This is a genomic window from Clostridium tyrobutyricum (assembly GCF_019144085.1).
Taxonomy (GTDB): domain Bacteria; phylum Bacillota; class Clostridia; order Clostridiales; family Clostridiaceae; genus Clostridium_B; species Clostridium_B tyrobutyricum_A.
In genome coordinates, this window is the sequence record NZ_JAHHUY010000035.1 from 1 (window position 1) to 15,227 (window position 15,227).

At 30.4% G+C, this 15,227-nt stretch carries 15 protein-coding genes; 4 read left to right on the plus strand and 11 right to left on the minus strand.

Annotated elements, in window-relative coordinates; genetic code table 11:
- Positions 1-188: 188 nt before the first annotated feature.
- Positions 189-950: an NlpC/P60 family protein gene (locus KM800_RS12755; protein ID WP_217813433.1), complete on the plus strand. Its 762-nt coding sequence runs from the start codon at positions 189-191 to the stop codon at positions 948-950.
- A gap of 6 nt (positions 951-956) precedes the next feature.
- On the opposite strand, the gene KM800_RS12760 is transcribed toward KM800_RS12755, so the two are convergent.
- Genes KM800_RS12760 through KM800_RS12770 form a run of 3 tightly spaced genes read right to left on the minus strand, consistent with a single transcriptional unit; the run spans position 957 to position 3,308 of the window.
- A complete protein-coding gene (locus KM800_RS12760) occupies positions 957-1,565 on the minus strand; it encodes an ABC transporter ATP-binding protein (protein ID WP_217813434.1) in 609 nt (202 codons plus the stop codon).
- A 23-nt stretch (positions 1,566-1,588) separates the two neighbouring features.
- A complete protein-coding gene (locus KM800_RS12765) occupies positions 1,589-2,350 on the minus strand; it encodes an ABC transporter permease (RefSeq protein WP_217813435.1) in 762 nt (253 codons plus the stop codon).
- Positions 2,313-3,308 (minus strand): ABC transporter substrate-binding protein, encoded by a 996-nt coding sequence (locus KM800_RS12770; RefSeq protein WP_217813436.1) that lies wholly within the window; start codon positions 3,306-3,308, stop codon positions 2,313-2,315. The genes KM800_RS12765 and KM800_RS12770 overlap by 38 nt, the downstream gene beginning before the upstream one ends.
- A gap of 417 nt (positions 3,309-3,725) precedes the next feature.
- Between KM800_RS12770 and KM800_RS12775 the strand changes: the two genes are divergently transcribed.
- From KM800_RS12775 to KM800_RS12785, 3 genes are read left to right on the plus strand one after another with little or no spacing between them, the layout of a single operon-like run.
- Complete coding sequence (locus tag KM800_RS12775) at positions 3,726-4,787, plus strand: sugar phosphate nucleotidyltransferase (RefSeq protein ID WP_217813437.1); 1,062 nt, start codon at positions 3,726-3,728, stop codon at positions 4,785-4,787.
- Positions 4,788-4,823: 36 nt separating this feature from the next.
- Positions 4,824-5,984, plus strand: a complete 1,161-nt coding sequence (locus KM800_RS12780; protein WP_217813438.1) for a glycosyltransferase family 4 protein — start codon at positions 4,824-4,826, stop codon at positions 5,982-5,984.
- A 4-nt stretch (positions 5,985-5,988) separates the two neighbouring features.
- Positions 5,989-7,020, plus strand: coding sequence for a hypothetical protein (locus tag KM800_RS12785; protein WP_017751039.1), 1,032 nt, complete (start codon positions 5,989-5,991; stop codon positions 7,018-7,020).
- Positions 7,021-7,029: 9 nt separating this feature from the next.
- Here KM800_RS12785 and KM800_RS12790 read toward each other — a convergent pair whose 3' ends face one another.
- From KM800_RS12790 to KM800_RS12825, 8 genes are all read right to left on the minus strand, one after another.
- Entirely contained in the window at positions 7,030-8,001 is a 972-nt protein-coding gene (locus KM800_RS12790; RefSeq protein ID WP_217813439.1) for a 2-hydroxyacid dehydrogenase, read from the minus strand.
- A gap of 18 nt (positions 8,002-8,019) precedes the next feature.
- On the minus strand, positions 8,020-8,715 hold the full coding sequence (locus KM800_RS12795) for an SDR family oxidoreductase (RefSeq protein WP_017751037.1): 696 nt from the start codon (positions 8,713-8,715) through the stop codon (positions 8,020-8,022).
- Between the two features lie 17 nt (positions 8,716-8,732).
- Entirely contained in the window at positions 8,733-9,743 is a 1,011-nt protein-coding gene (locus tag KM800_RS12800; RefSeq protein ID WP_217813440.1) for an SPL family radical SAM protein, read from the minus strand.
- Entirely contained in the window at positions 9,709-10,542 is an 834-nt protein-coding gene (locus tag KM800_RS12805) for a hypothetical protein (protein WP_217813441.1), read from the minus strand. Before KM800_RS12805 ends, KM800_RS12800 begins: the two co-directional genes overlap by 35 nt.
- A gap of 149 nt (positions 10,543-10,691) precedes the next feature.
- Positions 10,692-11,900: an NAD-dependent dihydropyrimidine dehydrogenase subunit PreA gene (gene preA / locus KM800_RS12810; RefSeq protein WP_217813442.1), complete on the minus strand. Its 1,209-nt coding sequence runs from the start codon at positions 11,898-11,900 to the stop codon at positions 10,692-10,694.
- Positions 11,901-12,221, minus strand: coding sequence for a hypothetical protein (locus KM800_RS12815; protein WP_217813443.1), 321 nt, complete (start codon positions 12,219-12,221; stop codon positions 11,901-11,903).
- A 29-nt stretch (positions 12,222-12,250) separates the two neighbouring features.
- Positions 12,251-13,615: a dihydropyrimidinase gene (gene hydA, locus KM800_RS12820; protein ID WP_217813444.1), complete on the minus strand. Its 1,365-nt coding sequence runs from the start codon at positions 13,613-13,615 to the stop codon at positions 12,251-12,253.
- Positions 13,616-13,707: 92 nt separating this feature from the next.
- Positions 13,708-15,192 carry an NCS1 family nucleobase:cation symporter-1 gene (locus tag KM800_RS12825; protein ID WP_217813445.1) on the minus strand — a complete coding sequence of 495 codons (1,485 nt, stop codon included), beginning with the start codon at positions 15,190-15,192 and terminating at the stop codon, positions 13,708-13,710.
- Positions 15,193-15,227 lie beyond the last annotated feature (35 nt).

Genomic DNA, 15,227 nt, shown 5'->3' on the forward strand with positions numbered 1-15,227 from the left:
TACCTAAAAATAATGTTATAAGCATAACAAAGCACCAGCTACTGCTGGTGCTAATAATTAAAACTTTTTGGGACATTTTCAAAATTAGTTGACACAAATATTAATTATAGTATACATATTATTTTGGAATATTAGCGGTGAACTATTAATAATTATAATATATACTTAAGAATAGGAGATTTTAAATTATGAATATATTAAAATACGTTAAAATGTCTATAAATCTTTTCTGCATGCTGATTATTATAATACTAATATTCATATTTACAATGCCATCTAATGTTAAAATAAAGAATTCAAACTTAAAAATGAATATACCTACATTTAAATTGAATGACACATCTATAACATATAGCAAAAATAATATCAATTCACCTAATTACAGTATTGATCGCAACGAAGTACTTAACAGAGCTAAAGAAATGACTCAAGTCAAATGGACACCTAAATATGATCTATTTGACAAATACGGACATTACATATTTAAAAAAGGTAACACTTATTATGGAATACCATACAGTATGGATTATTATCAAACAAGTTCCATCAATGATTTTTTACACAAGATAAATAATTCCAAAATTATATATGGAAATGACTGTTCTGGTTTTATAAGCATATGCTGGGGTGTAAGCAGGCAAACTACTCTTTCACTTCTCCATGCAGTAAAATCTCATAATAAAATTGATGGCAAAAATGTAATTCAAATTTCATGGAATGATTTAAAACCTGGAGACGCCTTACTTGTTGACAATGGAAAAGGAGAAGGCCACATTATGATGTACATTAATACCAATCCTAAAAATAGCAATGAATTAAATGTATATGAGCAAAACATTCAAACTACAGTTCCATTTTATCCAGTGCCAACAGCAAGAAAGGATACAAGATTTAAAAATATTCTTATAAAGGAGGGCTATATTCCAATTAGATTAATTATAATGCAGTGATATATATTAGCATTGATCTAAACAGTATATTATATCTCCAAGCTTATGTGCTTCATATTTATCATGAGTCACTATTATCATGGTATTGTTTCTATTTTTATGAATTTTTAATATTTCATCCATAATTCTATCCTTCAATCTATCATCCAATCCCTTAAAAGGCTCATCCATCAATATTAAATTGCTATTATATGCAATGGTCCTTCCAAGGGCAACCCTTCTCTTCATTCCACCACTTAACTCATGTGGAAATTTATATTTGGATCTCTCAAGTTCCATTATTTTTGCATATTCATTGGCTATATTTTCAGATTGTTCTTTTTTCATATTGGACTTAAGTACAAAAATAATATTTTCCAATACTGTCTTGTTAGGCAAAAGCCTGTCTTCCTGAAACATATAGGATATGCTGTTTCTGTTTACAAGAACCTGACCTTTATAAGCTTTATCAGTACCTGCTATTATATTTAAAAGTGTAGTTTTACCACATCCTGAAGTACCAAGTACTATATTGATCTTATGATTTTGAAATTCTATATTAAAACCATGAAATACATTATTTTGATTATAGGATTTAAATAAATTTTTTATTATAATATTCCCACTATATTCCACTAAATATTCTCCTTCAATTTCAATTATACATTTTCAGATCTGAATTCTCTTAAACAAAATCTAAATACCTTTTCGAATATAAAACTCATCAATATTACTGTAACCGTCCATGCAAATAATTCAGAAGTTTCAAGCATTGTTTTTGAATTTAAAAGGTTCAAACCTATAGAATATTTAGGAGTACTCAACACTTCTGAAGCTACTGAAACCTTCCATCCTATACCAAGGCACATTACTATTCCCGAAACAATATAACTTTTTATACCTGGCAAATATATATCAATTAGTATATACCTCTTTTTAACTTTATATATATTTGCCATTTCTATAAGTTTTCCATCTATTGATCGGATTCCTTCAAGTACATTTGTATAAACTATCGGGAAGCATATTAATATTGCCGTAAATACAACTACCTTTGAGGAAGTAAACCAGACAAGGGCTATTATTATTATTGATATTACCGGAGTAGCTTTTACAGTTACAATTACAGGTTCTAAAAGATCTTCGACAAATCTATTAAGTCCTGCAAATATACCCAGCACAATACCCCCAAATACAGATATGGAAATTCCCAATATGACCCTAAATAAACTTTGAAAGATACTCTTCCAAAAATAAACTTCTGCTGCTAGAGATATAAAAGCTTTAATAACTTCAAATGGTGAAGGTAATAATATAGGGCTGTTTACTACTTTAGAACAAACTTCCCAAATTATTATCCAAAATAATAGTATAATCGGTTTTCTAATTATTCTTGGCTCCACTATAGTAGAAATTTTCATCCGGCATTTTTCCTCCAATGGATTTTGGATTGTTTGATTTCAAAATACTATAAAAATTTTCTAGAGATTTCCTACCGTCTTTAGTACTTATAAATACTATATTGCATCTTGGTATAGCTTTTTCTGCCACTTTCGCATTAGGAAGAATACCATTTTTCTGTATAAGTTCTCCAGCCTTTTTAGGATCTTTATTTACAAATTGTACAGATTGACTGTACCTTTTTAAAAACTCATCTGCATCCTTTCCTTGTTTATCTACAAAATCCTTTTTAAATACAATAGTTCCCATTATAAGATTGCTTTTTCCTCCTGATACCTTATTCCATTCTTTAGTAAGATCCAATGATATATGCAAATTTTTATCTTTCATTTGAGTAGTTGTAACAAAAGGTTCTGGAAGAACTGCTATATCAATTTTTTTAGCTGCTATAGCAGAAGCCACCTCGCTGTGATCTGTCTTGTACTCTATTTTTACATCTTTATCAGGATCTATTCCATTTGCCTTAAGTATATAATTTAATGCAAATTCAGGTACAGCTCCCTTTCCACTTGAATATATGGTTTTGCCCTTTAAATCTTTTATATTTTTTATTGAATTTCCATTTTCAACTATGTAGAGCATTCCAAGGGTATTTATTCCTGCAAGTTTAACTTTTCCATTTGTTTTATTATACAAAACTGCGGCCAAATTTGATGGAACTGCAGCAATATCTACTTCACCACTGACAATTTTAGATACTATTTGATCTGGTGAATTATATACGGAAATATCATAATCAGATTTATTATCTTCCATAAGTTTTATCATTCCAATACCTGTAGGTCCCTTTAAAGCCGCCACCTTGATTTTGAATTTTTGAGTTTGCTGAGAAGTCGTACTATTTGAGCATCCAACTGCAAAAAGCATAGAAAATACTAAAACTACTGTTGTTAAAATAATACCAATTTTCTTTTTCATGATTTGTCCCCCTATCACTGTATTTATTTAAAATACATCAATTTATTACAGGTATATTATATATCAATTTTATACATTTTGCTATTAATACGTTAATTTCTTGACTAATCCATTTTAATATTTTTATTCAAAAATTTAACAAAAAGTTGACATGTGAAAAATCAAGGATTAAAATATATTTATTAGCAGTTAACCACATCGAGTGCTAATTTCAAAATATTTTTACTAAAGTACTCTATTACTCTTATAAAAATTACTCTAAAAAACACTTCTTAACTGATATTATGGTATTTGTAATATCAAGCTAAAAAATGTCTAAAAAACTTTTACTATTAAAAATAAAATATATTTTAATCAAGCTTGTTAATGTAAAAAGTGGATTAAATTCCAAATATTAATTTTATAGGGGGAAGCAATATGAAAGCATTACTTTTAGCAGGCGGCAGAGGTACTCGATTAAGACCTTTGACAGACAATATTCCAAAACCAATGGTTCCTATTATGGGTAAACCTCTTCTTGAAAGAACCATACTTAAATTAAAAGAATCCGGTATAGATGAAATAGTGATAAGTACTTGCTATAAATCAAATTATATACAAAATATTATCGGAGACGGACACAATCTAGGAATAAAAGTCAATTACATTTCAGAAGACATTCCTCTTGGAACAGGTGGAGCAATAAAAAATTCAGAAAAATTTTTCAATGACAGTTTTATAATTTTAAATTCAGACATTGTATGTGATATACCCTATGATAAATTTATAAAATATCACAAAGATAAGCATGCCAAGGTATCCATAGCCATGACCAAAGTTAAAGATCCATCACAATATGGGGTAATAGAATTTGACAAAGATAATTATATAACTGCATTTAAAGAAAAACCTAAACCTGGTGAAACCAATTCAAAATGGATAAATGCAGGTATATATATTTTTGAACCGGAAGTTTTCCACGAGATACCCGAAAATAAAGTAGTTTCAATAGAAAAAAATACTTATCCCTTTCTATTAAAAAAGAACTACAAGATGGCAGCTTATCAATATTCTGATTATTGGATAGATATTGGAACAATAAAAAAATATATAACAGCACACTCCGATATACTGCTGAAGTGCTATAAAAACATTGCAGAAAGAAACAAAAATTTTAAAATAAATGATTTAATCATAAAGGGCAGGAATATAAAAATAGACCCTAGTACGAAAATAATAGGTCCGGCATTTTTAGGCAATAATATAACTATAAATGAAAATTGTAAGATAGGACCCTACACTGTTATTGGAGATAACTCAAATATATCTTCCAATTGCACTATAGAGAAAAGCATACTGTGGAACAATATACAAATAGATGAAAATGTTAATTTAAAAAATACTGTAATTACATCCAACTACAGAGTAAAATCTTATTGCAGTATTGAAAATAAAGCTTGTGTTTCAAATGAATATAAAAATAATCTATTAGCTATTTAAAGCCATAAAATTTAATAAACATAAGGAGTGAATCATATGGATAAAAACATAGTTTTCCTAAGTACTTATCCACCTAGACAATGTGGAATAGCCACATTTACAGAGGATCTAGTGAAAAATTTAAAAACATTATATCCCTTAAATTCATATAAAATTATAGCCATAAATGACACACATTATAACTATGGAGATGATGTTTGTGGAGTTTTAAATCAATTTACAAAAGATGACTACAAAAAATTGGCATGTAAATTAAATAGCTCAGATGTAGATCTAGTTGTTATAGAACATGAATATGGCATATATGGCGGAGATACAGGGGAATATCTACTTGACTTTATAAATAATCTGACAATTCCTTTTATAACTACCCTTCATACTGTATTGTCGGAATCTTCTGAAAAGCAAAAATATATACTTACTTCTATAGGTAAAAAAAGTAAGAGAATTATAACTATGGCAAAAAATTCTTCAGAGGTATTAAAAAAAGTATACAACATACCTGAAAGTAAAATACAAATTGTGCACCATGGAGTTCCAAACATATCTGTTAAAGACAAAGATAATCTAAAAGATACTCTTGGTTATAAAAACAGATGCATTATTAGTACTTTTGGATTATTAAGTCCCGGAAAGGGAATAGAATATGCTATAGAAGCCATAAGCAAAGTTTCAAAAAAGCATCCTGAAGTACTCTACCTTGTATTAGGTAAAACTCATCCTTGTATAAAAAATCAACATGGAGAAGAATATAGAGAAAAGCTTCAAAAAATGGTTCAGAATTTAAAAATACAGGATAATGTAAAATTTATAAATAAATATCTGTCCAAGGCAGAAATAGTAAACTATCTGAATTTATCCGATATATACATGACACCGTATCTCAGCAAAGAACAATCCGTAAGTGGAACTCTTGCCTATGCAGCAGGATATGGAAAAGTTATAGTATCTACACCATACAGATATGCACAGGAAATGCTAAATAACAATAGAGGTATACTTGCTAAATTTAGGGATTCTAATTCACTATATGAAGCCGTAGAATTTCTATTAGACAATCCAACAGAAAGAAAAACCATGGAAAAAAACATGTCTAGACTAGGCTTAAATATGAGATGGCCTAACGTAGCAAGCAGATATGAAAATCTATTCTCAAATATAATAAAAGACAATAAGTGCAAAAAGCAGGTGGTGTAATTTAATGTTTACCGAAAAAGATGCAGAAGCATTATTCATAATTACAGATGATACAGGAATGATACAACACAGCAGTTTTACCATACCCGATCCAAATTCCGGATATACTACAGATGATAATGCTAGGGCTCTTATGACATCAGTTATGCTATATGAAAAATATAGCACTCCAAAATATCTGAAACTTATATATAGATACCTTTCATTTCTTCTATATGCTCAAAATAAAAATGGAGGTTTTAAAAACTTCATGGACTACAATAGAAACTTCATAGAAGAAAACGGATCTGAAGATTGCTTTGGAAGATGCCTTTGGTGCCTTGGTTATACGCTTAATTCAAATAGTCTATCAGATACTGTGAAATATGCTGTTCTAGATATGATAAAAAAGGCTATTCCAAATATATATAATTTGAATTTTATAAGGGGAAAGTCCTACTCCCTAATAGGACTATGTTTGATTTTTAATTTTATGAATGATAAAGATAAAATTAAGGATACAATAGTGAAAATATCCGATCAATTAGTCAATAATTTCAAAATCAACAGTAATGCTGACTGGAAATGGTTTGAGGATAAATTAACTTATAGTAATTCAATTCTTCCATTCAGTCTACTAAAAAGTTATGCTCTAACTAAAAATCAGGAATATCTAAACATCGCTATTGATACTTTAAGTTTTTTAGATAATATATATTTCAAAAGTGGTTATTTTAAACCAATAGGTTGTAATGGATGGTTTGAAAAAGGTGATATTTCGCCAGCAGAATTCGATGAGCAGCCAGTAGAATCCTGCAGTTCTGCTTTTATGTATTTGGAAGCATATAAAATAACGAGGAAATCCATATACTTAAATAGACTAAAATCATGTTATGAATGGTTTACCGGAAATAATTCTTCTAAAAAGTCTCTTATAGATAAATCAACTCATGGAAGCTATGACGGTATAATGAAATCCCGTATAAATTTAAACACTGGTGCAGAAAGCATACTGGCCAAAATAACAACTCAATTACTATTAAGTGAATACTTATAATTTATTGCTCTATTTAAGCTCAGGAACTATATACTTTGGAATTTTACCAATTAGACCTGAAACTAAGTTTTCAGCTGCTGTCATATCCATGTTAAATCTAGTTTTTTCAGTGGCAGACCCTATATGTGGAAGAGTAACTACATTTGACATTTTAAGAAGAGGATTGTTCTTATTTACAGGTTCTTGGGCATATACATCAAGCCCAGCTCCTAATATCTTCTTATTTTCAAGTGCATCTATAAGAGCTTTTTCATTTACGGTTTTGCCTCTTGATGCATTAATAAATATAGCAGTATCCTTCATAAGATCAAATTCTTTATAATCAATTAAATGCATTGTTTCTTGAGTAAGTGGTATCATCAAAACTATATAGTCAGATTGTATTAGAAGTGTATCCAAACTAACATACTTTACACCAAGTTTACTCTCTATATCAAATTTTCTACTTCTATTATGATATAACACATCCATACTAAATCCTAACCTTGCCCTTTTAGCTACCTTTTGTCCTATTCTTCCCATACCTATAATTCCTAAAGTGGCATGATATACATCTACTCCATACAAATTTTCATTATCGGATGACTTCCACTTGCCATGCTTTACATATGAGTCCATTTCAGGAATTCTTCTAGCTGTTGAAATTACGAGAGAAAATACTAGATCGGCTACAGTATCATCAAGTACAAAAGGTGTATTTGTACCTATTACACCTTTGGATTTCATTGATTGCAAATGAAAATTATTATATCCTACAGAACTGTTTGATACTATTTTTAAATTTGGCGCATGTAAAAGTAACTCATCATCAATTTCTTCTCCTGATTCTAAAAAGCCTTCAACATCTTTTAATTCTTTAAATAGCTGCTGTCTTGATATTGCATTATTGGAATTCCAATATTTACACTCACAATATTGTTCCAAATAATTCTTTACTTCTTCCGGAATTGATTTTCCAATAAATACTTTTGGCTTGTTCACTAATATTCCCCCTATTAATCATTTTCTTTTTATTCTATGTTTTTGTGGCTTCAAAGTAATATCAGTTATAACTACACCATAATCCTGGGTTAGTATACTTTGAACTATATTTGCTATAGTTTCACAATTTATATAAAATTCCTTCTGGCTGTTGTCTTCTCTAAAATTTGCATTTCTGTAAAAATTACTTTTTGTCATATCAGGATGAATTGATACAACCTTAACTCCTGTTTTTCTAACTTCTGCAAAAAGACTTTCTGAAAAATGGCTCAGACCTGATTTTGTAGCTGAATAGGCACACCCATAAGTACTTACTTCCCTTGCAGTTACAGAAGATATATTTATTATTGTACCTTTATTCTTTTTTAGGTTCCTTAAAAGTATATTTGATAATATAAGTGGTACTTCTAAATTTGTTGATACCATCTCATGAATTTTTTTAGGGTTCAATTCTTCATGAGGTCCAAAATATCCTACTCCAGCATTATTTACAAGTAAACTTATTTCATTGTCACCTTTTATTTCTTCTATAGTTTTACATAATTTATTTGTATCTGTTATATCACAAATTTTTTCTATAAAATCTTTACTGTATATTTTAGACTTTGAAAAATCTCTTCCCAAACCATATACCTTGTAATTCATACTTATAAGTTTTTTTGAAATTTCAGCACCTATTCCTGAAGATGCTCCTGTTATAATTGCAGTTTTCACAAAGTTACCCCTCTTTACTATATAAAAATCTTTTCTTTTTCAACATATTTGCTGAGTAGGTTATACACAAAATCTATCATTGTTTTATGATGTATATCAGCATAAGTACATACTCCATTTTGCACTTTAAAGGGATATGACAGTACTATTGAATATGGATTTACTTTTTTCATTCTCTTTAGATAATCTTTGGAAATTCTAAATACACCTATGCTTATATCTTGAATTTTTTCAGAAGGAACAGCCTCAAAAGTCCTGTCTATACAATCTTTATAATATATTGCCCAATTTTTCAAATATAAAATTGGATCAAAACATATCCTTAAATTCCAACCACTTGATACCGCACTTTTAATACTTTCCAATCTTGAATTAAATTCTGGAGCACCAATCTCATATGTTTTTGATATTTCTTCTGGAGAAAGTGTCCATGCAAGTATTACATTTGAAAAGGGCTCCAATTTTTCTATGCACTTAAAATTGGCACTCTTAGTCCTTATTTCTATCTTCAAATTTTTATGAATGCCAGCAAATTCTATCCATCTTTTGGTGAAGCCTGTTATATGCTCAAATGCCAGTATATCCGTATCATAAGATATACACAAATATACTGGATGTTTTTCTAAAAGAGATTCTACTTCATGAAATACATCATCTAAATTTACGAATATAACTATATTTGCCGATGTATACACTCCCTGTAAATAGCAATATTCACAATTATAAATACAATTCATTATGGAAGACGTATAATAAAAATACTTATTTCCAAAATCCTCACATACTTGTGCACCGTCATAGATAAAATTTCCATGTTTTACTGCAAGTATCAATTTAGGACTGTGTTTCTGAACTGCAAAGTCCTGATTTTTCCTAAAAAATACATCTTTATAATGACTTATTTTTATTATATTTGACTTTTTAAAATGAGATAATATATTTTTTGTGTTTTTATTTTCCAGTGCTTCATTCTCCACATAAATATGAGAAAAATTAGAAAAATTCAAGTTGTTTGACAAGTCCTTCAAAATACATCTTCCCCTCATGTTTCGACTTGCAGTAAATTTGTGTAAAAGGCTCCAGAGCCAAAGTAAGATTATCATTTCTCAATTTATATATTTCTGAAAGTTTTTTAAGCTTATTTTGCATATAAACAGATAATTTTAAATTTTCCACTATTTCATTTATATAATCCATATCCTTTTCAGAAAGAATCCCCTTTGTCTTTACACTATTATCTTTTATATCAAGAATCCACTTGACTATATTATGTGAATTCTTTTGAATTAATTTTTCTACATCATCTCTATTTAAATTTTTACTATCCAAATAGTCAGATACAATCTTTAAAGTAAAAATTCTATGCGGAGGCATGAATATTGATACAGCCTCAAAAAATCCAGCTGCTTCCATATCTACAATATCGCCTTGTATGTATTTAGTGTCGGCCTTTTCTACTATTTTACTAAAACTCTCTATACTTCCCTCTTTAAATGGATGTTTGAATATCATATCTGGATAAAACTCTCTTTTACTGCTGTTGCTTATAATCTTATTGCATAATATAGTTGTTCCAATACTCATATTTTCATCCAAACTACCACAAATCCCAATATTTATAAAAGTATCATATTTACTTACTTCAAATGTACTTATTAAATAAGTACATGCACAGGCCATATTTATAAAGCCACTTCCTGTAACCACAAGAATTATGTCATCACTTTTAAATACCTGAAACTTGTTTACGGAATTGTCTTTTTTAAGTGAAAAACTGTCTATAAACGGTTTTGCTTCACAATATAATGCTGTTGCTAAAACAATCATTCTTTACCTCACCTTTTTCATATACAATATATAATGATACTATAAATTATACATTAAAATTAATTTGAATACATCTGTACTCTATATTTTTAATAAGATAAAAATTGCGCAATCTAAAATATAAATTTTAAATTGCGCAATTTCTTAAATTACAAGGTAGCTTTGTATTTCTTCTTTCCAACTACTATATCGGCCACCGGACAAACATTTGCACATAGATGACATCCAACACATTTATCTTCAATAAGCTGAGGTTTCCTGCTTTCATAATTCCATTTTATAGCCTGGTGGCCACCATCATAACAGGATATGTAGCATCTTCCACAACCTACACAATCTTCATTTTTAAACTTGGGATATATTATATAACTTCTATCAAGTGCTTCTGCTGACACTATATTGTCAAGTGCTATACCTACCAAATCCTCTAATTTATCAAATCCTTTTTTCTCCATATACAAACTTAATCCATCAATTAAATCATTTATTATCCTATATCCATATTGCATAACAGCCGTAGTAATCTGAATATTGGAACATCCAAGAAGCATAAATTCCACTGCATCTTCCCAATTTTCTATTCCACCCATGCCACTTATAGGAATTCCATTCAATTTATTGCTTTTAGCAAGATCATGTATAAATCTAAGAGCTATTGGTTTTACAGCTTTTCCGGAATATCCAGATACAGATGATTTTCCATCTATTATTGGATATGGAGTGAAATTATTCAAATCCACTCTTGTTATACTTTTTATAGTATTAATTGCAGCTATAGCATCTGCTCCACCTTTCACTGAAGCCACTGCAGGAATTACCATATCAGAAATATTTGGTGTCATTTTAGCAAGTATCGGAAGTGATGTTCCGCGTCTTACAGCCTTGCAGTACTTTTCTACTAATTCAGGATTTTGTCCTACATCAGATCCCATAGAATCTTCAGCCATTTGAGGACATGAAAAATTACATTCGATTATATCAGATCCTATTTCTGTAACTAATTTTGCAAGTTCAGTCCATTCTTCCTCTGTTCTACCCATAATAGATGCTACTAAAACTTTATCCGGATAGCTCTCTTTAAGAGCTTTCATATATTTTAAATTTTGTTTCAACGGATGATCTGAAATCTGTTCCATGTTTTTAAAGCCGATAAAAGGAGTATTCTCCTTACCAATAATATCAAATCTAGGAGATACTTCTTCTGGAACATAAAATCCTATAGTTTTAAATACTACACCAGCCCAGCCCATTTCAAAAGCTTTAGCGCACATCTCATAGTTGCTTCCAACTACAGATGATGACAGGAAAAATGGATTTTCACATTTTACACCACAAAATTCTATAGAGAGATCTTTCATCTATTTCACCTCCTCATATACATTTTCTTTGTATAATGATTCTTGTACAATCTTTATTTTTATGGGTCTGTCTATTTTACCCCTTATACAATTTCTCTGACAATACATCTTGTTGTTACAAGCCTTTCCACATTGTCCTGCTTTTTTTAAATACTCAATAGATTTGTAAGAAGCACCTTCATAATTTTTAAATCTCAAAGACATAATTATACTTGCGGGATCCTTCTCGGCTGGACATGCCTTGCTGCAGGGGGGATCATAACACAAAAGACATCGTGATGATTCTTCTATAAGCTCATTGAATTTTTTATGATTTTTCATATATAACTCCTCCCTTTTTAATTTATGATTTATTTTCTTTTTCTCTTTAAAAATTTTCCCCAACCAGGTTTTCCTAAAAATTCACCATCTTTATAAACTAATTTTCCTCTTGAAAATGTCATAACAGGATATCCTTTTAGTTTTACGCCTTCCCATATGGTATGATCTGAATCAGAATGCATATTGTTCTGGGAAATAGTAAATTCCTTTGTTGGATCATATATTACAATATCAGCATCTCCGCCTATTGTAATACTTCCTTTTTTAGGTGCACACCCATATATCTTTGCTGGATTTGTAGAACAAATTTCAACTACCTTATTAAATGATAGTCTGCCCTTATTAGCTTCACTAAGCATATAAGGATACATATTTTCTATACCGGCACAGCCATTTGGTATTTTAGTGAAATCATCCTTTCCCCAATCTTTTTCATAACTTTGAAATGGGCAATGATCTGTGGCAATTGTAGCAATATCACCAGTTTTTATTCCTTTCCAAAGTGAATCCTGACTTTCTTGTCCTTTCATAGGTGGGGAACATACAAAATTTCTTCCATCCTCTCTTTTAAATACTTCATTTGTAAAATATAAATATTGTGGACATGTTTCTGCATATATTTCATATCCCTCATCTCTTGCTTTTTTAACTTCTTCCATTCCCTCTTTATTTGCAAGATGAACTATATAAAGTGGTGCATCAAGTTGTTTGGCCCAATGTATTGCCCTCTTGTCCGCTTCAGCTTCTACAAATTCAGGTCTTGATAAATAATGATACCATGCAGATGTATTGCCTTCCTTTAAGAATTTTTCAGTTCTTATATCTATTAAATCAGGATTTTCTGCATGAACTGCCAATATAGCTCCTACTTCCTTTGATTTTTTTAATACACTATAGAGCATACCGTCATCGGCCATTAATCCCTCTTTTTTATATACCATAAATACTTTAAAGCTGGGAACACCAAAATTTACAGAATCCTGAAATTCATCTAAAATTTCAGGTCTTAAATCAGTTATAACTACATGAAATGCATAGTCTACACATGCCTGTGGTGCACAAAGAGCATCTCTTTCCTTAGCAGTCTGTATTAATCCATGTCCTTTTTGTTGAATAGCAAAATCAAAAACTGTAGTTGTTCCCCCACAAGCTGCAGCCCTCGTACCTGCCTCATAACTATCGGAAGATACTGTACCGCCAAAAGGCATTTGAAGATGAGTGTGTCCGTCTATAGCACCTGGAAGTACATATTTTCCTGATGCATCAATTATATCTGCACTGCTATCGTCCAACTCAGACGCTATTGTTACAATTTTTCCATCTTTTATTCCTATATCTGCTTTATAAGTTTCCAATGCTGTTATTATAATACCATTTTTTATAATTGTATCCAAAATTATCACCTCTCAAAATAATGTGTAAAAGATTTTCGGCAAATACCAAAAATCTTTTACTTGATAAATCAATTTTCATATTGTCTTTATCTTTAAACAGCTTCATCAATATTCTTACTCTTTATAGAAGATATATTTAATACATAATATACTACAAAAGATACACCAAACCCTACAAACCATGCATAGCTGAATAATCCACTTAATCCAGGTACAATCTTTCCTATTAATGCTGCAAAAATTCCTATTGCAAGTGCAATAATTGCCTTTGGATTAAATCCTTTAGAATAAGTATAATCTCCTTTAGTCATATATAAATCCTTCAAATTCAATTTCTTTCTCTTTACAATCCAGTAGTCACATATAATTATTGCAGCCACTGGTCCCAAAATTCCTGAATATGTGTCAAGCCATGAATATATGTATCCACTTGGATCTGCAAGCAACTTCCATGGCATTATAAGTATTCCTATTATTCCTGTAATAAGTCCGCCCATTTTGAAACTTATATGCTTCGGAGCCACATTTGAAAAGTCATTTGCAGGTGATACGATATTGGCAGCTATATTAACAGACAAGGATGCTACTACTATACCGAAGAATCCAATAAATATTACTATGGGATTAGTAAATTTGGATATTATCTGTACTGGATCCCACATACTTTGACCATATATTACAGCTGTAGCAGAAGTTATTATTATTCCCATAGCAGAGAAAATTGTCATAGTTACTGGAAGACCTATAGCCTGACCTATAACTTGTTCTTTCTGACCCTTTGCATATCTCGTAAAATCTGGTATATTCAATGAAAGAGTTGCCCAAAATCCTATCATACTTGTAAGCGATGCTGGAAATACTTTCATAAAGCTTCCCATAGTTTTTAATTTTCCACCTTCACTTAAAAGAGGACCAAAACCATGTGCAGATGAAATTGCCCAAACCATTAAAACTAGTGCAAGAACCAGTACCAGAGGAGCTGCCCAGTTCTCAAATTTTTTAAGTTGTTCCATTCCCTTAAATATAATAAACATTTCAAGAGTCCAGAATATCATAAATGTAATTCCTGCCGGCAAACTCAAACCAGCTATTTGAAAACTTCCTCCAAGTGTCTTCCATCCCGGTATCACGGCTGAAAGCAGCACATTAAGTGCACTTCCTCCAATATATGTGTTTATACCAAACCATCCACATGCTACAACTGCCCTGAGTATTGCAGGTATATTGGCACCAAACACTCCAAAAGATGCTCTTGAAAATACTGGAAAATTAATTCCATATTTAGTACCGGGATGTGCATTTAAAAGTATTGGTATCAAAACTATAAGATTACCGATAGTAATAGTAAATAATGCCTGTTTCCAATCCATTCCAAGTGCTATTAAACTTCCTGCCATCATATATGTAGGTATACAATGTGCCATGCCTACCCAGAGAGCTGTAAAATTATAGGTGTTCCAAGTTCTATCTTTAATCGCTACCGGAGCAATATCATCATTATAAAGCTTGCTTTCTTTTATTATTGAATTGTCTTCCATATCCAGTTCATGAACCTTTTTATCTATAGCTTGTTCCATAATAATCCCTTCTTCCTTTTATTTAATATAATCCA